Below are 19,390 nucleotides of genomic sequence, written 5' to 3' on the forward strand. Positions count from 1 at the left end.
TCCACCGGATATAAGTGACATTAGTCTATTATTACCAAAAAAATTGTTCTATTAGAACAGTAAGTCTAAAGGAATCTAAGTACAATTAACTAGAAAAAAATAAACCGCACACAAGGTGCAGTTCAAGATAGTCCATCAAAGTTTTGTTGTCGAAGAGCTTCATAAATAATGATTGCTGCGGTATTAGATAGATTTAGGGATCGAACTTTATCCGTCATATGAATTCGAAGACATTGTTCTTCTTTTCCTGCGAGCAAGTCTTTAGGAATACCAGTCGATTCCCGCCCAAATACAAACAGGATGTCTTGATTCGTATCACTAAAATCATAGTCCGAATAATGTTTCGTACCAAAATTCTCTATATAATAGTAGGCTCCTTCAGGGAATTGCTCATATAGTTCTTCAATACTATCGTAATATCGGATATTCACATCATGCCAATAATCCAACCCTGATCGTCTTAGCATCTTGTCATCCGTCGAAAACCCAAGTGGACGAATAAGATGCAAAGTAGTATCGGTAGCGAGACAGGTACGGGCGATATTCCCTGTGTTTGCTGGAATTTCTGGCTGGTATAGTACGATATGTCTTGGCATTAACTTTCACCTCTGCTTTTAACTTTCAACCTTACTAGTATAGCACAGCAGAGGTCAGACCCCAATCTGGAAAAATTTATAGACAACATTTTCTGTATATGCCGGGGAATCACGATACGCCCAGTTCCGCATTCTGCTATTGGCTGTGTGCGCATTCACCAATGGCTCTCCTTGTGGATCCCGAGCCACTACAATTGTATTGTGGTTAAAGTTTCCATCTCCTTCGAAATCATAGCAAATCACATCTCCAGGACGAAGCAATCGTGCGTCTGCAACTTCTTTTCCTTGCAGCCCTTGTTTAGACCCACTTAAATACCAGCGCAATGCGTTCGCTACTGTGAAACTGTAGCTCCAGCTTTCTCCGTTATACCACCAGCCTGAATTTCGATCCGGTTCTCCCCGCATTGGCGCTCCGCCAGCGTGTAAGCATTGTGAAATAAAATTCGTACAATCGACCTCAAACTTTTTGTAAGCCGGATTATAATCATTCCACCAGCGTTCTGCATATTGTACAGCAGCCCGTCTGTCATAGTTAAATTGCCGATCAAAGTTTTCATCATTGCTTTCATATCCAACAAGTCCATGGACATGCGGCTGGACAGCCTCATCCTTTTGCTCATGCCGCACAATTTGGCCATTACGCATATAGGCGGTATGCGTATGTACTTCTTCCTCATGATACGTTCCATGCTGCTTATGGACGAGAAATGTAGCACACAAGCTGTACGTGATTATATCTTCATCTTTGTCATGTTCTTCCCTTAGTATTGTGCCTTCTCCTTTAATTTGAGCTACTTTTGCACCTTCTTTCGCATGAGCGGCTATGCGTTCAACCAGCCAATTTCCTTCTTTCTGCTCTTCGACCTCCTGCAGCCAAAAATTCACCAACTGCTCATTCTTCCCCATCTCTATCCCTCCTGTTCTTTCTGCGGTACGACATTGCATAGCCCCGTAAGAGAAGTAATCCTCCAACAACAAAAACAGATATAATTGTCATGAACGTTTCCATACTGCCACCTCATTTGTATGTATGTAGAATCATGACAGTATATGCTTCATCAGCTTGACCGAAACACAAAATGAAAGCGCAAACATTTTTTAGTTACAAATATGTCAATTTTGTGTATCCTTATAAGAAAGGGGGAGAATACGATGTCAGATGTTATGCAAACTATCCTTAACCACAAATCAGTAAGATCTTTTTCTGCTGATCCGCTTTCAGAGAAACAGGTACAAGAACTCGTCACGGCTGCCCAATCAGCATCCACGTCGAGCTTCCTTCAGGCTTATTCCATCATCGGGGTTAGCGACCCGTTAGTGAAAAAAGAGCTCAGTACGTATGCAGGAAGCCAGGATTATGTTGTGAAGAACGGTCACTTCTTTGTGTTTTGCGCCGATTTCTATCGTCATAAAGAAATGGCTCAAAACCTGCGAGCAGATATTTCTGCATCCATTCAAGGTACAGAAGCATTACTGATAGGAACAATTGATGCCTCTCTTGCCGCTCAGAACCTAGCGATTGCTGCGGAATCAATGGGATTAGGAATCTGCTATATCGGCGGTCTTCGTAATAACTTGGCAGGTGTCTCTGCAAGTCTTGGTATTCCTGCTCATGTACTGCCGCTGTTCGGAATTGCTGTTGGCTATCCCGAAACAGTGCATGAAAAAAAACCACGTCTCCCATTCGCCAGCGTATATCACGAAAATCACTATAATGTAGATAAAGGCATGCTCAATGCACATCTCGAAGAATACGATCGTACCATCCAGTCCTATTATGTAAATCGTACGGAAAATACACGCAATACCAGTTGGACACAGCAGACTACCGACAAACTGCGTATACCGAGACGCGCTTACATGAAAGACTTTATTACGCAAAAAGGTTGGGCGAAACATTAACCGAACTATGGAAAGCTAGCCCATCAATCTGATAACTGGAAACAGCTTTCCAGTTATCAACTAAAGTTACTGCCTTTACATGCACCAAAACTAAAAAAGGAGCATTAGCTCCTTTTTTAGTGTGCTTTCGCGTATTCTTTTTCAAATTGCAATCCCTTTTCCATTTCTTCTCGTACTTGTGCGTCTTCCTCTTCACCCACCGCATGTTTGATAGCTTCAAAACCTTCCGGCACCCCAATTTTACCGATTGCCCATGCAGCAGTTCCGCGGATAACAGGACGCGGGTCTTTTTCCATAAGCTCGATTAAATCTGGTACAGCTGACGTCGTTTTATAATGGGCCATCGTCAAAATAGCATTGCGCTGAATTGGTTTTTTACCGCGCCACGAACCAGAGATTATACCAAACTTTGTTTTAAATTCTTTATTAGACATTTTCAGCAATGGTTTCAATAATGGCTTCACAATCTCTGGATCAGGCTCCATTTCTTCATGAAGATGGAAATCCATTCCTTTGTTCTTTGGACAAACAAGCTGGCACGTATCACAGCCGTAAATACGATTACCGATTTTCGTTCGAAATTCATCAGGAAGGAAATCCTTCGTTTGTGTCAAATAAGCGATGCAGCGCTGGGCGTTCAGCTGCCCGCCTTGGATAAGCGCTCCTGTTGGGCAAGAGTCAATGCATTTTGTACAGCTGCCACAACTATCCTCAACCGCCTCATCCGGCTGGAAAGGTATATTCGTAATCATTTCACCAAGATAGACATATGAACCAAACTCAGGCGTGATGACAAAGCTGTTTTTAGCACTGAAGCCGATTCCTGCTCGTTCTGCCACAGCACGGTCAGAGAGTTCTCCTGTATCGACCATCGAACGATAAGCGAACCCTTCCACTCTTTCTGCAAGAAAAGCAGACAGCTTATTCAATCGGTCTCGCAGCACCTCATGATAGTCCATTCCCCAGGATGCACGGCAAAACAACCCGCGCGGTTCTTCTTTTGTACTCTTTGGAGCATTAGGCAGTCGGGAAGGATACGCAAGCGCAATGGCAATAATGGATTGGGCTGATGGCATGAGTTTTTTCGGCTCGGTTCGTTCTTCAATTGTTCCTTTTTCAAATCCAGATTGATAATTTTTTTCCTGTTGCTGCTTCAGTCTCTCCTTTAACTCTTGGAAGACATCCGCTGTTGTAAATCTGATTTTATCAACACCGATTTCCTTACTATAAGCAATCAGCTCTTGTTTCAACTTTTCCGTATCCATTGTGCCGCCTCCCTGCTTTTATCATTATTTCTAGCATTATTTCCATATTAGGCATAGTAAAAACGCAATGCCTCGTTACGTTTAAAACGAGACACTGCGTTGGCTCAAGGGTAATGTACAAGTGCATGATGCGCGAAATGAATACCCCGGTTTATAAATAGTATGTTAAGTAGTATAACAAGGTTTTTACACACGTGCAACATTCAAAGCAAAATTCGACATTTTTTTCACTTTCTCACTCCTTCTCCTCTGCTATACTTAATTTTAACGAAATGGAGGTATTAAAAAAATGAGCTTGTATAACTATGTATGGACGCAGAATGGAATAACTGCAAAAGATTCTCTCGTCTATCCGTTTGAGGAAAGAGGATTACAGTTTGGAGACGGCATCTATGAAGTTATTCGTATTTATCAAGGGAACTATGATTTACTCGAAGCTCACATCGACCGACTTTATCGTTCAGCAGAAGCAATTCGTTTGAAAGTACCTTTCAATAAGGAAACAATCATCGCCTCTCTGCAAGAACTGGCAGAAAAAAATGCTGTGCAGACGGATGCAAAGGTCTATTTACAGATTACCCGTGGTTCTGCGCCGCGTGAGCATACTTTTCCAGATGTGCCGAGCAATTTATACGCATATATCGAGGAAAGCCCACGGCCGGTTGCACAGCTTAAACAAGGTGTGCGAACAATATTAGCGGAAGATATCCGATGGGATTTATGCTACATCAAAAGCTTAAACTTACTGCCTAACATACTTGCAAAGCAAACAGCCAAGGAAAAAGGTGCATTCGAAGCTATTCTTCATAGAAACGACAAAGTTACAGAAGGCTCTTCGTCCAATGTATTTATTGTGAAAGACAATGTCCTTTACACCCATCCAGCAGCAAAAAACATTTTGCACGGTTGTGTTCGAAACCGTGTATTAACTCTCGCAGCAGAATCAGCGCTGGAAGTACAAGAGACAATCTTCTCAACACAGCAACTTTTAGATGCAGATGAAGTGTTTATCACGAGTACAACAAGCGAAGTTATGCCTGTTATAGAAGTGAACGGAAATCGCATTTGTAATGGGGAGCCTGGTGTGATTACACGCCGTTTACAGCTTGCTTATGAGAAAGTTAGCGAAATCCAACGAACAGCATCTACATCATAAAAAGACACTGGTACAGAACAAGATAAATTCATCCCAAAAGCAAACGATGACTAGATCCATACTTTTTAATGCTGTCCTATGAGGTTGCTGCCTCCCCAACCTTAGCTATTATCGTCGGACAAGAATGGCTTTTGAAGTAGACACCGACAAGAAAATCGCTATCTTTTTCGAGGAGTCTACGTACTCTGCCTACACGAATGAAGGTTTCCCATCACACAAATCAGCGTGGGAAATACACGGAGACTCCCGCGGGAAAAAGGCCTCGGTTAGACCGCGCAGTGCTTTAGCACGAGGAGGCTCACCAGCCGCCCGCAGGAAAGCGGAGTGTATTTCCGAAGCGATGCTCTCATCTTCGTTTCCAACGCAAAAAATCCAAACAATGCAGTATTGTTTGGATTTTTATATAGCTTAAACAAGTTATGTCCCGGCCTCTTCCTCTGCTTATTTATCCGCCCGAATACAAGACAAACTTCTTTCGATAGCAGCAAAATCATTTCCTGCCGAAACAAAAAAGACAGTCTAGGCTGCCTTAAGTTAGTATTTCTTTTATTTTATCTCTTTTCCAAAACCCAATCAGAACACAAATTAACATAACCAATATAATAATAGCGAGATACATATAATTGAAGGATACGATACTTGCACCAACAAGAGCGTATGTCATCGTACCTGGCAGCACACCTACAATGCTTGCCACCATATAATGCTTGAATTTAACACGTGTCAGACCGGAAACATAACTAACCAAATCAAAGTTAAAAACCGGCAGCACCCGCATGACGAGAACGTAAAAAAAGCCTGCATCACGCAATTTTTGTTTAATTCTCTCTGCCCGTTCACCAAAATCCTTATCCCCAAACCGTTCAGAGAATATGCTTGCCAGAAAGTATGCGACAACGGCAGCACCAGCTGCGCCTATCAAAATAAAAATCGTTCCTTTTATAAATCCAAAAGCTAACCCCCCAGCAATTGAAAGTGCTGACGAAGGAAAAAAGATGATAGGTTTTACTGTGTAGATTCCAATATAAATTAAAGGGGAGACAATCCCAAATGATACAATCCACTTTTGGATCTCTTCAGGTGATAGTTTCATATGTTCCCGGACAAACCAAATTAGAAAAAGTACAAGCAGCCCTAAACCCAAGCCCTTGATAACTTTGCTTCCTTTCATGATAAGCCTGCCTTTCCAGTGGTATAGTCCAGTCCATTTCATTGTAGCACAAAAGTTCGTTACTGGTAGTATATGAAGCTTTCGTACAGAAGTTCGGACTATAGGAAAATTCTACATACAGGAATACTTATTCCCTATCTACTTCTTGCGTGTTTAATGGTAAAATGGAGTTTATGTGCATATGAGAGAAGATGAAAAAGAGCAGAAGGCCGTTTAAAATACAGGAAAAGCGAAGCAACTTAACATAATCGTTCTTCGCCTCTTGTTTTCTTGCCTTCCGAGCTGGAATTAGACAAGGAGCGTAATAGAGTGAACAATGCATGGTTTGAAGTTAGAAATAGCGGCCCGCTATTCGGAGAAGTCACGATTCCCGGCGCAAAAAACAGTGCTCTTGCACTGGTCGCAGCAGGCTGTTTGACAGATGAAACGATCACGATTCATGATATACCCGCTATTCGGGATATTTTATTAATAAAAGAAATTGCTGAAGATATTGGTTTGTATATGGAAGAGACAGAGAAAAACACCTATGAGCTTACCGGAAGGTATATCACTTCCGGTAAATTAGACGTGGCAAAAACATCGGATTTTCGTGCTTCCTATTATTTTGTCGGAGCTTTACTTGCAAAAGTAAAGACTGTCCAAATTGGCTATCCAGGCGGAGATGACTTTGGCTCCCGCCCCATTGATCAGCACGTTAAAGCTCTTTCGGCACTTGGAGCAACATTTGACTTTAAGCAAAAGTATTATGAAGTATCTTGTGACAAACTTACAGGAGCGGATATTACCTTTGATGTAATTACTTCAGGTGCCACTATTAATGCCATGCTGGCGGCAGTTAAAGCAGAAGGCCGTACTGTATTGCATAATGCCGCTAAAGACCCGGAAGTTGTCGATCTAGGCAACTTGCTTAACTTAATGGGAGCTAAAATCAAAGGTGCCGGAACAGATAAAATCACCATCGATGGCGTTGCCTCTCTGCATGGCGGGATTGAACATACTGTTATTCCAGACCGCTTGATTGCTGGAGCATTCTTAATGGCTGCTGGTGTAACGAATGGCCGCATCACAGTGAAAAACGTTATTCCAGAACATTTGGCAAGCTGTACAAACAAGTTAATTGAATTAGGTATGACGATTACCGAAGAAGACGATTCCATGACTGCTTCCGGTTCCGCTTTACATGGTGCACGAATCCAGACGGGTATGTACCCTGAATTAGCTACCGACCTGCAGCAGCCGCTGACAACTTTGCTCGTACTTGCTGCAGGATCCAGCTCCATTACGGATAAAGTATATCCAAACCGTACTGGTCACGTAGCTGAACTAAAGAAGCTCGGCGCAGATATTAACGTAGTAGACCATCAAATTATGATTAATGGCGTATCCAAGCTAACGGGGGCAACCGTGAAGGCGCATGACGTACGAGCTGGCACGTCCTTAATCCTTGCAGGTCTCGCAGCTGACGGTGTTACGAAGATTACAGATATTAAACATATTCAGCGAGGTTATGAAGATATTGTTGGTCTGTTCACACAGCTAGGTGCCGACATTACGTTACATCAGCCTGCACATCAAACACAATATTAATTAAATTTGAACGCTCTCCTCTTGGCAGGAGAGCGTTTTTTATGATTGCTAAAAGAAACATTTGGGTACTATGTCACTGACGGGAGGAAAACGGATGCGTATTATCATTTTAGCTGATACACATATGCCTCGGATGGCAAAGATATGGCCCCCCGCTTTACTTCCTTATTTGGAGAAAGCCGACCATATTGTGCATGCTGGCGATTTTAATGACCGACGAGTGCTTGATTCACTCGAGTCTTTTGCACCAATAACCGCTGTTTATGGTAATACAGATGGTCCGGATGTAACGGAGATCTTACCAGATAGACAGATTATTTCCTTTCACGGTGTAACAGTGGGTATTACGCACGGCCACGGAAAAGGAAAAACGACGGAGCAGCGAGCTCGGGCAGCTTTTGCAGAGGAATCGTTGGATTTGCTCATTTACGGGCATTCTCATATACCTGAACACAAGACAGAAGAAAGAATGGTTCTCTTTAATCCAGGTTCACCAACGGATAAACGGCGCCAGGAGCAGTTTTCTTTTGGCGAATTAGTTGTAGAAGAAGATGGTACATGGAGAATAAAACATATTTATTACAAAGATAAGAAAGGATGAACAAGATGGATTTTACAAGTAAAGTAGTTGTTGTGACTGGAGCAGGAAACGGAATTGGTAAGGCTGTGGCTTTGCAATATGCAGCAGCCGGAGCGAAAGTTGCAGCGGTAGATTTGAATAAGTCTGCTGTCGAACAGACTGTTCAGGAAATGGAAGGCGAGGGACTTGCATTGCAAGCCGATATGCGTCTCCATAAAGAAATAACTAATCTCATGAAACAAGCATACGAGCACTTTGGGAAAATTGATATTCTAATCAATAACGCCGGTGTTAGTGCGTTTAAAAATATGTTCGAATTAGCCGTAGAAGAATGGGATAGTATTATCAATACCAACTTACGCGGCACCTTCCTGGCTAGCCGAGAAGCAGCCAGCTACATGAAACATGGCGGAAAAGGCGGTGCCATTGTGAACATCGCATCCACGCGCGCATCCATGTCCGAACCGGATACAGAGGCCTACGCTGCGACAAAAGGCGGCATCACCGCACTTACGCATGCACTGTCAGTATCTTTACAGAATAATTATATTACCGTCAATTGCATTAGTCCTGGCTGGATTGAAACAGAGGATTACGACGCATTGCGACCTGTTGATCACGATCAGCATCCTTCCAAACGAGTCGGCACTCCATCTGACATTGCCAGAGCTTGTTTGTTCCTGACAACCGCGGAGAATAACTTTATCAATGGTGAAAATTTAGTTATCGATGGCGGAATGACACGTAAAATGATTTATGCACATTAAAAGAGACAATGCCCGCGGGCATTGTCTCTCTTTCGTTTAGCCTCTTCCTGCTTGGAAGCTCGGATACTTTGTCATACCGCCATCTGCGAATAACGTAATACCAGTAACATAGCTGGACTCTTCAGATGCAAGCCACACTGCAACCGCGGCGATTTCCTCTGGTTTTCCGATATAGCCCATTGGAATCATGCTTTCTACATCCGCCTTTTGCTTCGGATCGGCAAATTTCTCTGCATTAATTGGTGTATTGATGGCCCCTGGTCCGATATTATTCACACGGATACCTTTCGGTGCATATTCAAGCGCTAATGTTTCTGTCAACAATTTAACGCCGCCTTTACTCGCTGCATAATGTGCGAATAACGGCCATGGAATGACTTCATGCACACTGGACATATTGATGATATTTCCTTTGATGTTGTTATCAACAAAGTATTTCAATGCTTCTCTGGAGCCTAGAAACGCACCAGTCAAGTTCGTACCGATAACCCGATCCCAATCTTTCAGCGATAACTCATGTGAAGGAACAGGATTCTCTACTCCCGCATTGTTAATCATAATATCAAGCTTGCCGAAAGAATCAATGGCAGTCTGGACAAGCTTTTGCACATCTTCTTCCTGCATCACGTTTCCTTGTACGGCTACTGCATCACTGCCGCTATCTTTAATGAGTTGGACAACTTCCTCGCCCTCTTCTTGGTTTTTATAATAATTGATAACTATTTTTGCGCCTTCTTCGGCAAAACGTAATGCCATTGCCTTTCCTAATCCTGTTGATGAACCGGTAATAACGACTACTTTATCCTTTAAACTTGGATACATATTCAACACTCCTTAGCTGCTTTATGATTTTGTATAACCTAAGAGAAAACCTGCAATAACGATTAGCACGATACCAATAGCGACACTAACCAGCTGCCCCCTCGTTTTCTTTTCACCTAATATGAAAATACCGCCGAGTGTGGAAATGACAATTCCCATCTGAGACAAAGAAAAACTTGTTGCCACACCAACTCGAGGCTGCGAGATGAACAAAAACATATTACCTGTTGCCCATATAACACCGGGGATAATATTTTTTATTGTATACATATCATACGGTTTGTATTTCACAGTTAAGATAAGTCCGCCAGCCACCATACCAACAGCTTGCGGGAATAAAGCAGTCCAGCCGTCAACGCCAAACAATCTGGCGATAACAACATAAACTAAGTAACCTACTGTAGAAATAGCCAGGAAGACCAAACCTTTTCGGAAAGCCCCACGACTTGCCTCATCCTCTTCTTCCCCTTTAGCTCGTCTGGAAGTAAGAATTGCTCCGCCAATAATAAGCAATAACGCCAGAATTCCGAGAATAACGGATCTTGATGTACTCCATTCTCCAAACACAATAACACCAAACAGAGAAGTAGAAACGAGCTGAGCTCCAGTTGAAATTGGCATCGTGCGTGAAACGCCAATTGCATGAATACTTTTCAGCTGGAAAGTCTGGCCAAGCGACCAGAATACACCGGAAAGGAAACCGATTAAGAAGATGAAGCCTGTTAATTCCGGGCGTACAAAGAAATACAGTATGATTGATAACAGCAATGCACCAATCGTCGTACCGAGAATCTGATGATAAGGGGATCCGCCAAGCTTCACATTGAATAGAACGATACTGCCCCAAAACAAGGCAGGCAGAACCGCCAGTAAGATATCCATCACGTCACTCCATTTCAGTTATGCTTTAATGCTAGTATGATGACGCTAGTATCTTTTTATGCAAAAAAAAATCCAAAGCAAATGCTTTGGATTAAGTAGTTTGGAAAACCGCAGGGCGGTCCAATTCATACAGTTTTTTATAATGCGGCGATTCCTGCAGCAATTGTGCGTGCGTACCGCGCATCTTGACTTTACCTTCTTCCAAGAAGATGATTTCGTCCATTTGTTCCATCCCTACTAGGTGGTGTGTCACCCATAGCAACGATTTCCCAGCTAAGCTATCGAAAATCGTATTCAGCAAATCACGTTCTGTAATCGGGTCAAGCCCTACTGTTGGCTCATCCAGCATAATAATTGGTGTATCCTGAAGCAGCACTCGTGCCAAGGCAATTCGCTGGCGTTCTCCACCCGAGAAACGCTGACCTGTTTCCTGCATAGACGTTTGATATCCTTCTGGCTGACTGGCGACTAAGTCATGAAGCTTCACTTGTTTCATAACCGCTTTTACTTGTGCTTCGGTTGCACTTTCATTTGCCAACAGCAAGTTGTTGGCCACACTTGTATAAAACAGATATGGATTTTGATTCAATACGGATACAAGCTTTGTCATATCCGGACGAATTGCCGAAGCATCATAGCCATTAATACGAACAGAACCACAATCTGGCTTGAGCATTCCTTGCAGCAGTTTCAAAAGTGTCGACTTGCCGGCGCCACTCTTCCCAATAATTGCAACTTTCTTTCCTTGGGTCAATTCAAGAGACAAGTTCTTGATGACGTTCTCTTCATCATCATAACCAAAATCGACATGCTGCATTGTTAACCCAGCTGTATCTAATAAACCTTCATACGGTACCGAGACGAGCGTTTTTTCTGCATCTTCTTCCAGCTTCGTAACTCGATTCAGTGACTCTTCATAGCGTGGATACTTTTCTACAGCATTGGATACTGGCAAAATCGCCTCTGATAATGGAATAATTACAAGTACAAACGCCGCAATAAATACACCAGCAATTCTGCCGTCAGCAAATAGGTTAGCTCCGAAACCTAACATCGTAACTAGCATAGCAGCAACAATCACTTGTCCGATAAATTCCCGGTAATACGCCCAACTCTTCGACCGTCTATCCGCTATATCCTGCGTCTGCTGCTGTGCGAAGAAGCGGCTGAAGAAATGTTTTTTCTGCCCGCTTAACAGCCAATCATGAATTCCAAGAAAGCCATCTGTCACATATTGATAAAGCTGATCTTTATCTTTCTTATATGCCTGATTGACTGCCCGCATATGCAGTAAGGAGAAAATCGGCATGACAACAACAAGCACAAAGAAGTAAATAGCCATGAGCAAAGCAAATCCTATGCTGAAATAACCAAGCGCACAAATACTGATAACATACAGCAGAACTGCAGACGCGGTAGGCAGAATCGTCCGTAAATACAGATCTTGTAAGCTCTCGATATCCTCTGACAAAATACCTAACACTTCACCCGTTTTTATTGACTTACTGGTTGCCGCTTTCGGCTCAACCAAATGATACAAACGTGTCCGCATTTTCGCCAGCACACGAAGAATGAAGTCATGGCTGACGAGCCTTTCGGAATATCGGAAAACGGAGCGACCAAGCCCAAATGCACGTACCAGAACAATTGGCACATAAACAAGCAAGATATTCTCTGGACGCAAAGATGATTTAGAAATCAAAAAACCAGATGTGAACATCAAAGCTGCCGCTGAACCTACTGTCAGCATACTGAGCAGCATAATGGTCAGCATGCGATATTTATAGCGTTTAACATATGGCATGATCCAGTCACGATGCTTCATGATTATCCCCCATTTGTGCTTCCAGCAAGCGGACATATTGCCCGCGTTTTGCTGCTAATTCTTCGTGCGTACCGTACTCTGCGATTCTGCCATGCTCCATCACAATGATAAGATCCATTTCTTGCATCCAATGCAGCCGATGTGAAGCAAAGAACAGCAATTTATCCGCAGCCAATTCCTCAATTACTTCTTTCAATTCATATTCTGTCTCAATATCAAGCTGCGCAGTTGGCTCATCCAAAAGGACGATGGAGCGATTACTAAGGAACGCTCTAGCCAACACGACTCGCTGCGCCTGCCCGCCACTTAAACTGCGAGCTCCTTCACCAATTAACGTATCAGACCCCTCAGGCAGCTTATTGATGACGTCACGCAGACCCGCATGATCAATTGCTTTTTCCACAGCTTCATCGGTTGCTTCTGGGGCATAAAAGCGAACATTATCTTTTACACTGCCTTGGAAGATGAATGGATGCTGCGGAATATATGCAGTTTGCTGCTGCCAAGCATCTGCGTTAAAGTCGATAGCTTTTCCGTCCAATTCCATTTGTCCGCTAGCAGGGTCAATAAAACCGCTAAGCAAATCAATAAAAGTCGATTTACCTGCACCGCTAGCTCCAATCAGCCCAACCTTTTGATTGCCTTTTATTCGAATACTTAAGTCTGTTAAAGCAGACTGATTTTCCTCATAAGCAACTGTTACATCACGCAGAACCAGCTCGCTGCCTTGTTTCCACTTACCTGCATCTTTACCTTGACGTTTCCCTTGCGCAAGCTGAATAACAGCAAGCATCTGGTCACCGGCATCTTTGCCGTCCAATGTGGCATGATAGTCATTTCCTACTTCACGAATCGGCAGGAAATACTCAGGAGCAAGCAGCAAGATCATTAAAGCCGGCTCTAATAACAGCGTGCCATCAATTAAACGCAACCCAAGCGTTACTGCAACAAACGCAATTGCCAGCTGCGTAAACAGATCTAGTGCAAAACTAGATAGAAACGCAATTCGCAGCGTACCCAAAGTCGATTTGCGGTACTGCCCGCTTACCTTCTCGATTGTTTCACCGTGTTCTTTGCTGCGTCCAAGAAACTTCAATGTTTCCAGGCCCCGCAGTGAATCAACAAAATGATTGGAAAGCATACGATAAGCCTTCCATTGACTATCCATTTTCTTCTGAGCCGCTAAGCCAAGCAAAATCATAAATGCAATTAAGATAGGAATGGTTACGAGCAAGATCACACCGGAAATATCATCGTGCATCCAAATATAAATAAGCACAAGCCATGGCGTAATCATATTGGAAACGAGCTTTGGTAAGAATAGTTCGAGATAATCCCGAAGCTTGCCTACACTCTCCATCAAAAACGTAACCAGATTTCCAGTACCTTCTTGCTTGGTATAACGTGGTCCAAGCTTAAAGACACTCTCTAAGAATGCTTTCCGCATCTCTTCTACAGTCGCCTGTGCAAAGCGGAAACATATCTTTTTAATTATTAGTTGCAACAGCTGTCTAGCAAGAAAGGCTGCTACGAAGCAGCCTATAAGTGGAATTTGCGATGTAAAACTTTGTCCATGGAACAGGTGCGTAATGGCCTCCGCCAGCCACTTTGCTTGAAAGATAATGGCCACAGCTTGCAGCAGCGTGAACGCGGAGAGCACCACCAGCACCGTTTTTATTCCTTTGTAAGCCATTAAGTTTCTGCCCATTAGTATTCCATATGCTCCTTATGATCTACTCGCTTACGGAAAACGTAGTAGCTCCAAATTTGATAACCTAACACGAACGGCAAAAGCGCCAAACTTAGGTAGGTCATGATTTTCAAAGAATAATCTCCTGAAGATGCAGTTTGTACTGTCAGACTGTAAGCATCACTGATAGAACTGATCATTACCCGAGGGAATAATCCGATAAATACAGATGCAATCAGCAGAATAATAATTAATCCTGACATCAAGAACGCCCAGCCATCACGTTTACGTGTGATGAAATAGCCGGATGCGATATAAACCAAGATACCGACCATGAATAGGTACTCTAACATATTGCCATGAACTGCGAACATATCTGTTTTAAAGAAAGTCATGCCCAGAAAGGCAATGAGTAAAACAGCATTGATTGGCAGCAAGTTCTTTGCTGCACGGCGGCAGCGTTCACGAAGTGTATCCATTAAACGTAGTGTCCCGAAGATAAGACCGTGCCATACACACAGCATCGTCAATGTTACGCCGCCAAGAACGGTATAGACATTAATAACATCGGTTACGCCAGCATGCATAATCATGTTTTCATCAATCGGTACACCTTGGATCAAAGCTGTGAACATAATTCCGAATGTGAGCGGCGGAATAATACTGCCGATCAGGATAACCCAATCCCATACTTTGCGCCATGTCGGATGCTCTGCTTTACCGCGAAACTCAAAAGCAACCCCGCGACCAATCAACCCGAAAAGGATAAATGCAAAGCAGAGATAAAAACCGCTCAGCATAGACGCGTACCAATTCGGAAAGGCAGCAAACATAGCCCCAATAGCTGTAATCAGCCACACTTCATTTGCATCCCAGAATGGGCCGATAGAGTTTATGAACGCGCGTCTTTCTAAATCATCTTTGGCGACGAATCTGCCGGCAATTCCAACACCAAAATCAAAGCCTTCTAAGAAGAAAAAGCCAACGAATAACACCGCAACAAGGATGAACCATAATTCATTAAGAGAAAGCATGTTGACCCTCCTTCGTAAATGGATCCCCAATCGAATCAGATTGTTCAATATCGTGTTCTGGTCCTTTTTTAATCTCACGGACAAATAGCGTTATCATGACCGCGAACAAAATTAAATACAAAGCAGAGAATGTAAGGAGTGAGAATAACACTTGCCCTGCACTTACACCTGCACTGACTGCGTCTTCTGTTTGCATATAACCGAACACAACCCATGGCTGACGGCCGATTTCTGTCATAATCCAGCCGGCAGAACTTCCGATGAACGGGAAGCTAATGGCAACAATCATCATACGCAGATACCATTTACTAGTAATAAGTTTTTTACGTGCATACAAGTACGCACCCCAAATTGTTAATGCAGCAATTGCACCGCCAAGTGCAGACATAATCCGGAAGCTCCAGAATGTTGTTTTCACTGGCGGAATATAATCGCCAGGGCCGTACATATTTTCATAGCGTTCTTGTAAGGTATTCATACCTTCAACGGAGCCATGGAAATCACCATAAGATAAGAAACTTAACAAGTAAGGAATTTTAAGCTCACCTGTGTTTTCTCCAGCTTCTGTATCAATGTTAGCAATCACTGTCCAAGGAGCTGGATCAGCACTGTCTTCCCAAAGTCCTTCACTCGCTGCCATTTTCATTGGCTGTGTTTCTACTAGATAAAGCGCCTGTTCGTGTCCGGACAACGCAATACCAATACCACTGATTAAACCAACAATGATTGCTATTTTAAATGATCCTTTATAAAAGGCTACATGCTTCTTGCGAAGAAGAGCAATAGCGCTGATTCCTGTTATGAATAACGCTCCAGTCGCAAATGAACCAAACAGAGTATGCGGGAACTCGACCCAGAGCTGCCCATTCGTCAAGATAGCTAAGAAATCATTCATTTCTAATCTGCCGTTTTGCAGCACAGCCCCTACTGGATGCTGCATAAAGGAGTTCGCCGACAAAATAAAGAATGCCGAGAAAATCGTCCCTAAAGATACTAACCAAATGCATAATGCATGGAGCCATTTCGGCAGGCGGTCCCAGCCGAAGATCCATAAACCTAAGAAAGTAGATTCCATGAAGAATGCTAACAAAGCTTCTATTGCAAGCGGCGCACCGAATACATCCCCAACAAATCGGGAATATTCCGACCAGTTCATTCCGAATTGGAATTCCTGCAGGATACCGGTGACGACACCGACTGCAAAGTTAATTAGGAATAAATGCCCCCAGAACTTTGCCATTTTTTTGTACTTATCGTCTTTTTTCACAACATACAATGTTTCCATGATTGCAATGATGAACACCAAACCTATACTCAATGGAACGAATAGGAAGTGGAACAAAGTCGTTGATGCAAATTGGATCCGAGATAGTTCTACAACATCCATATTGCCGCCTTCTTTCTTTAACGTAATGTAATCGGTAACTTTGTGAAAATAGTCACAATGTCCTGTTACATTTAGTATACTCCTTCTTCCCTATTTGAGATTGTGAAATATTGAACAAATTGTGGCGTATTCGTCACAGCTTTGTTAACAAACAAAAAAATCCCTTCGCATAGGGATTTTCATTGGTGTTGTTTCTATTCTTTTTACAATTCTTTTAGCAGCTTCTCCATTGTATGATTCGCTTCTGCCGGCATGCCTAATCTGCGTGCTTCCTCAAGGGTTTGACGGTTGGAAAGGCCATGAGATCGAAAATAATTCTCCATCAGTTCTCGCTTTGTTTCCTTATTTGGCAGCAGCCAGTACATCACATACCACGCCTCCATACTGCTAAGCGGTAGTATACCAGCAACTGTTTGCTCCATAACTGCAGTAAACGGCATCCGGAATATAGTGTCTTCATATATAATCGCAAAGTCGGCCATCAAATCTACTTGTATATTATCTAACATGGTAAAAGTGGTACATGCTTTTGTTAAAAAACAATCTTGAGGTGGCTTATCCTTTTTTCTAACGGCTCGTTTTTGCAGCACTTGTTTTGCTTGTGTAAAATTCTCTGGCTTTACCAAAAGGTCCACATCATTCGGCCGGACAGGCAGTCCTTTTAAAGACAATAGCAGCGATCCGCCAATGCTATAAGATACCTCATGCTCCTCCAACAGCTCTAAAACCGGTTGAAAATGCAACCGACCGCCCTCTTTCTGCTGATTACAAATTCTTTATATACCAAACGTCACATGCATAATGCTCCGATTCGTTCAGCGGTTTGTCCATCTGCTGGAAACCTTGCTTCTGATAAAAGCGATTGGCAGCATGCATATTACTCAACGTTTCCAAGTAACACTGCTTATAACGCTCGCTCGCAAAGGTAAGAGCTGTCTGAAGCAGCTTCTCGGCAATGCCTGTTCCGCGCTGCTCTTTTTCTGCATACATTTTCTGCAGCTCACAAACATCTTGATGCGCTGCCACAGGTCCAATACCACAGCCCGCCACTATATGTCCTTCCTCCTCTGCGACCCAATATTTTGAGCCAGGCTGCTGATAAAGAGAATAAAATCGGCCTAAATCTGGGTCACTCCAAGCTGTTCCAGGTTTGTCTGCGCCAAATTCCTTTAAGCATGTTCGTATTAACTGTTCTATAAGCAAGTTGTCTTTTTCTTCAATCTCCCTAATCTTCCTACTCCGCACTTTTACGCTTCCCTTTCAAAGATTAGCTCAATACTGGCAGCCATTCCGTCATACCCCGGAATAGGATTCATACTATGCAAGCGCCATCCTTTCTGCGCATATTCCTGTACGATTTTCCGGTAATCGGTCTTCATTTTCCCAGTAAAACTCTTCATTTCAATTGTCTCAAATGCATATGTCATCATAAAAAAATCCTCCCTGTCAACTCATATATACATTTTCAAAGTCTTTTAACTAGATAGTAATGCGTATGACCAGCAGGGTGATCTTCTAGCTTGCCGTAAACAGAATACCCGTGCTTTTCATAGAAATGCGGCGCTTGAAAACTAAAGCTATCCAGTTTTATCAATCTAGCTCCGTTTTGTCGAGCAAAGTCCTCCGCCTTCATTAAAAGCTTTGTACCATAACCGCTATGCCGTTTGGTTTCATCTACCCAAAGAAAATCAATGTGCAAATGATGCCAGTAGAAGGTACAAGTAACTCCCCCTGTGATATCGCCATTTTCATCTTGTATGGTGAATTCAGCTGTTTCCTTTTTTGCACCTTTTTCTCCTGGCAGCTGCTGCATGTTGTAAGCAATTACTTTATTGCGAACAAAATCTCTTACCTCATCATTGCTCGTTTGTTTGATTTCCACTACTATCTCCCCCTACTTGCTGCAGATAGAAGCGCTCCGTTTCATCAAAGAGAATAGCTCTGTCTGCCACAGTTGCCCAGCCGTGATTTGCACCTGTTACAGTGACAAGCTCCGCTGACTCTGGATATACTTCCATATACTTCTCTGCATATCGAATAGGTGCGATTTTGTCTGCATCTCCATGGATGATCTTGACTAACCCTCGGTAATGCGCTGCCATACCATAGATATCCAACACCTTTACATCATCTAATAAGGCAGGGCCAAGTTTTCTGCCGCGGATATCCATATAGCCTTGCGTTGCAAACACATCAATAGACTGTCCTTGAATGGTCCGCTGTTGCGTTATTTCATCGACAATGACAGCAGCTGGCGACCACAGGCAGATGGACTTAATCAGCTCTGGATGTGTACCGGCAGCCATACTGGCCACGACACTCCCCAAACTCATACCAAGCAGATGGAACTGTTTGTGGTCAACGTAAGATTGACCACAGCAAAAATGGATAAGCGCGTTTGCTTCTTCGATTTGCTTAGTGACTGTCATATCGAAGAAATCACCCTCACTCTCGCCATTGCCGCTGAAATCAAATCGGAATACAGCAAAACCACCTGCTTCCAACCTGTTTCCCATATTAACAAAGCTGTCCTGACTGCCCATCCGATTAGATCCAAAGCCATGCAGCATCAAAACCGCCGGAAAAGATCCAGTCCCTTCCGGTATGTGGACAGACCCGCGCAAAAGCGTCCCCTTATGCTGATATTCGAGCATCTTCTTCATGTATAAATCCCCTCCTTATTTTACCATTAATATATTGTAAGAAAGATAACCAAACAAATT

20 protein-coding genes are annotated in these 19,390 nt (G+C 43.0%); 5 read left to right on the top strand and 15 right to left on the bottom strand.

Annotated elements, in window-relative coordinates; translation table 11 throughout:
* Positions 1–122 precede the first annotated feature (122 nt).
* Positions 123–596, bottom strand: a complete 474-nt coding sequence (gene trmL, locus B1K52_RS17100) for a tRNA (uridine(34)/cytosine(34)/5-carboxymethylaminomethyluridine(34)-2'-O)-methyltransferase TrmL (protein ID WP_077310420.1) — start codon at positions 594–596, stop codon at positions 123–125.
* A 54-nt stretch (positions 597–650) separates the two neighbouring features.
* Positions 651–1,502 carry an amidase domain-containing protein gene (locus tag B1K52_RS17105; protein WP_077310421.1) on the bottom strand — a complete coding sequence of 284 codons (852 nt, stop codon included), beginning with the start codon at positions 1,500–1,502 and terminating at the stop codon, positions 651–653.
* Between the two features lie 246 nt (positions 1,503–1,748).
* On the opposite strand from B1K52_RS17105, the gene nfsA reads away from it, so the two are divergent.
* Positions 1,749–2,498, top strand: a complete 750-nt coding sequence (nfsA, locus tag B1K52_RS17110; protein WP_077310422.1) for an oxygen-insensitive NADPH nitroreductase — start codon at positions 1,749–1,751, stop codon at positions 2,496–2,498.
* 116 nt (positions 2,499–2,614) lie between these two features.
* Here the strand turns inward: nfsA and queG are convergent, their stop codons facing one another.
* Positions 2,615–3,763: a tRNA epoxyqueuosine(34) reductase QueG gene (gene queG / locus B1K52_RS17115; protein WP_077310423.1), complete on the bottom strand. Its 1,149-nt coding sequence runs from the start codon at positions 3,761–3,763 to the stop codon at positions 2,615–2,617.
* A gap of 289 nt (positions 3,764–4,052) precedes the next feature.
* Here queG and dat point away from each other — a divergent pair, with 289 nt between their 5' ends.
* Positions 4,053–4,919, top strand: a complete 867-nt coding sequence (dat, locus tag B1K52_RS17120; protein WP_077310425.1) for a D-amino-acid transaminase — start codon at positions 4,053–4,055, stop codon at positions 4,917–4,919.
* A gap of 529 nt (positions 4,920–5,448) precedes the next feature.
* Here the strand turns inward: dat and B1K52_RS17125 are convergent.
* Entirely contained in the window at positions 5,449–6,090 is a 642-nt protein-coding gene (locus B1K52_RS17125) for a TVP38/TMEM64 family protein (RefSeq protein WP_179106598.1), read from the bottom strand.
* 309 nt (positions 6,091–6,399) lie between these two features.
* Between B1K52_RS17125 and murA the strand changes: the two genes are divergently transcribed.
* From murA to B1K52_RS17140, 3 genes are all read left to right on the top strand, one after another.
* Positions 6,400–7,680, top strand: a complete 1,281-nt coding sequence (gene murA, locus B1K52_RS17130; protein ID WP_077310427.1) for a UDP-N-acetylglucosamine 1-carboxyvinyltransferase — start codon at positions 6,400–6,402, stop codon at positions 7,678–7,680.
* Between the two features lie 94 nt (positions 7,681–7,774).
* Positions 7,775–8,281, top strand: a complete 507-nt coding sequence (locus B1K52_RS17135) for a metallophosphoesterase family protein (RefSeq protein ID WP_077310429.1) — start codon at positions 7,775–7,777, stop codon at positions 8,279–8,281.
* Between the two features lie 5 nt (positions 8,282–8,286).
* Positions 8,287–9,027, top strand: a complete 741-nt coding sequence (locus tag B1K52_RS17140; protein ID WP_077310430.1) for an SDR family oxidoreductase — start codon at positions 8,287–8,289, stop codon at positions 9,025–9,027.
* 36 nt (positions 9,028–9,063) lie between these two features.
* Here the strand turns inward: B1K52_RS17140 and gdh are convergent, their stop codons facing one another.
* The 11 genes from gdh to B1K52_RS17195 all read right to left on the bottom strand — a co-directional run bounded on the left by gdh (position 9,064) and on the right by B1K52_RS17195 (position 19,330).
* Positions 9,064–9,849 carry a glucose 1-dehydrogenase gene (gene gdh / locus B1K52_RS17145; RefSeq protein WP_077310432.1) on the bottom strand — a complete coding sequence of 262 codons (786 nt, stop codon included), beginning with the start codon at positions 9,847–9,849 and terminating at the stop codon, positions 9,064–9,066.
* A gap of 21 nt (positions 9,850–9,870) precedes the next feature.
* Positions 9,871–10,731 (bottom strand): GRP family sugar transporter, encoded by an 861-nt coding sequence (locus tag B1K52_RS17150; protein ID WP_077310434.1) that lies wholly within the window; start codon positions 10,729–10,731, stop codon positions 9,871–9,873.
* Positions 10,732–10,822: 91 nt separating this feature from the next.
* A complete protein-coding gene (gene cydC, locus B1K52_RS17155) occupies positions 10,823–12,556 on the bottom strand; it encodes a thiol reductant ABC exporter subunit CydC (protein WP_143588912.1) in 1,734 nt (577 codons plus the stop codon).
* Positions 12,543–14,264 carry a thiol reductant ABC exporter subunit CydD gene (gene cydD, locus B1K52_RS17160; RefSeq protein ID WP_077310436.1) on the bottom strand — a complete coding sequence of 574 codons (1,722 nt, stop codon included), beginning with the start codon at positions 14,262–14,264 and terminating at the stop codon, positions 12,543–12,545. The genes cydC and cydD overlap by 14 nt, the downstream gene beginning before the upstream one ends.
* Complete coding sequence (cydB, locus tag B1K52_RS17165; protein ID WP_077310438.1) at positions 14,264–15,280, bottom strand: cytochrome d ubiquinol oxidase subunit II; 1,017 nt, start codon at positions 15,278–15,280, stop codon at positions 14,264–14,266. Before cydB ends, cydD begins: the two co-directional genes overlap by 1 nt.
* Positions 15,267–16,667, bottom strand: coding sequence for a cytochrome ubiquinol oxidase subunit I (locus B1K52_RS17170; RefSeq protein WP_077310440.1), 1,401 nt, complete (start codon positions 16,665–16,667; stop codon positions 15,267–15,269). Before B1K52_RS17170 ends, cydB begins: the two co-directional genes overlap by 14 nt.
* Before the next feature lie 203 nt (positions 16,668–16,870).
* Positions 16,871–17,410, bottom strand: coding sequence for a hypothetical protein (locus B1K52_RS17175; protein ID WP_077310441.1), 540 nt, complete (start codon positions 17,408–17,410; stop codon positions 16,871–16,873).
* 22 nt (positions 17,411–17,432) lie between these two features.
* Complete coding sequence (locus tag B1K52_RS17180) at positions 17,433–17,912, bottom strand: GNAT family N-acetyltransferase (RefSeq protein ID WP_256855950.1); 480 nt, start codon at positions 17,910–17,912, stop codon at positions 17,433–17,435.
* A gap of 2 nt (positions 17,913–17,914) precedes the next feature.
* Complete coding sequence (locus B1K52_RS17185) at positions 17,915–18,097, bottom strand: DUF4177 domain-containing protein (RefSeq protein WP_077310442.1); 183 nt, start codon at positions 18,095–18,097, stop codon at positions 17,915–17,917.
* 35 nt (positions 18,098–18,132) lie between these two features.
* The gene (locus tag B1K52_RS17190) at positions 18,133–18,549 is read right to left on the bottom strand and encodes a GNAT family N-acetyltransferase (RefSeq protein WP_077310443.1); all 417 of its coding nucleotides are present in this window, start codon (positions 18,547–18,549) and stop codon (positions 18,133–18,135) included.
* Entirely contained in the window at positions 18,524–19,330 is an 807-nt protein-coding gene (locus B1K52_RS17195; protein WP_077310444.1) for an alpha/beta hydrolase family protein, read from the bottom strand. Before B1K52_RS17195 ends, B1K52_RS17190 begins: the two co-directional genes overlap by 26 nt.
* Between the last annotated feature and the right edge of the window lie 60 nt (positions 19,331–19,390).

The sequence above is a fragment of the Terribacillus halophilus genome (assembly GCF_900162685.1).
In the GTDB taxonomy this organism is placed as follows: domain Bacteria; phylum Bacillota; class Bacilli; order Bacillales; family Amphibacillaceae; genus Terribacillus; species Terribacillus halophilus_A.

What these genes read in the sequence shown, in the direction of transcription:
- cydB (WP_077310438.1), bottom strand. Translation starts at nt 15,280, where the DNA reads ATGCTTTCTCTTAATGAATTATGGTTCATCCTTGTTGCGGTGTTATTC.
- cydC (WP_143588912.1), bottom strand. Translation starts at nt 12,556, where the DNA reads ATGAAGCATCGTGACTGGATCATGCCATATGTTAAACGCTATAAATAT.
- gdh (WP_077310432.1), bottom strand. Translation starts at nt 9,849, where the DNA reads ATGTATCCAAGTTTAAAGGATAAAGTAGTCGTTATTACCGGTTCATCA.
- dat (WP_077310425.1), top strand. Translation starts at nt 4,053, where the DNA reads ATGAGCTTGTATAACTATGTATGGACGCAGAATGGAATAACTGCAAAA.
- cydD (WP_077310436.1), bottom strand. Translation starts at nt 14,264, where the DNA reads ATGGGCAGAAACTTAATGGCTTACAAAGGAATAAAAACGGTGCTGGTG.
- B1K52_RS17195 (WP_077310444.1), bottom strand. Translation starts at nt 19,330, where the DNA reads ATGAAGAAGATGCTCGAATATCAGCATAAGGGGACGCTTTTGCGCGGG.
- B1K52_RS17135 (WP_077310429.1), top strand. Translation starts at nt 7,775, where the DNA reads ATGCGTATTATCATTTTAGCTGATACACATATGCCTCGGATGGCAAAG.
- trmL (WP_077310420.1), bottom strand. Translation starts at nt 596, where the DNA reads ATGCCAAGACATATCGTACTATACCAGCCAGAAATTCCAGCAAACACA.
- B1K52_RS17125 (WP_179106598.1), bottom strand. Translation starts at nt 6,090, where the DNA reads ATGAAAGGAAGCAAAGTTATCAAGGGCTTGGGTTTAGGGCTGCTTGTA.
- B1K52_RS17150 (WP_077310434.1), bottom strand. Translation starts at nt 10,731, where the DNA reads ATGGATATCTTACTGGCGGTTCTGCCTGCCTTGTTTTGGGGCAGTATC.
- B1K52_RS17170 (WP_077310440.1), bottom strand. Translation starts at nt 16,667, where the DNA reads ATGGATGTTGTAGAACTATCTCGGATCCAATTTGCATCAACGACTTTG.
- nfsA (WP_077310422.1), top strand. Translation starts at nt 1,749, where the DNA reads ATGTCAGATGTTATGCAAACTATCCTTAACCACAAATCAGTAAGATCT.
- B1K52_RS17140 (WP_077310430.1), top strand. Translation starts at nt 8,287, where the DNA reads ATGGATTTTACAAGTAAAGTAGTTGTTGTGACTGGAGCAGGAAACGGA.
- B1K52_RS17105 (WP_077310421.1), bottom strand. Translation starts at nt 1,502, where the DNA reads ATGGGGAAGAATGAGCAGTTGGTGAATTTTTGGCTGCAGGAGGTCGAA.
- B1K52_RS17185 (WP_077310442.1), bottom strand. Translation starts at nt 18,097, where the DNA reads ATGATGACATATGCATTTGAGACAATTGAAATGAAGAGTTTTACTGGG.
- queG (WP_077310423.1), bottom strand. Translation starts at nt 3,763, where the DNA reads ATGGATACGGAAAAGTTGAAACAAGAGCTGATTGCTTATAGTAAGGAA.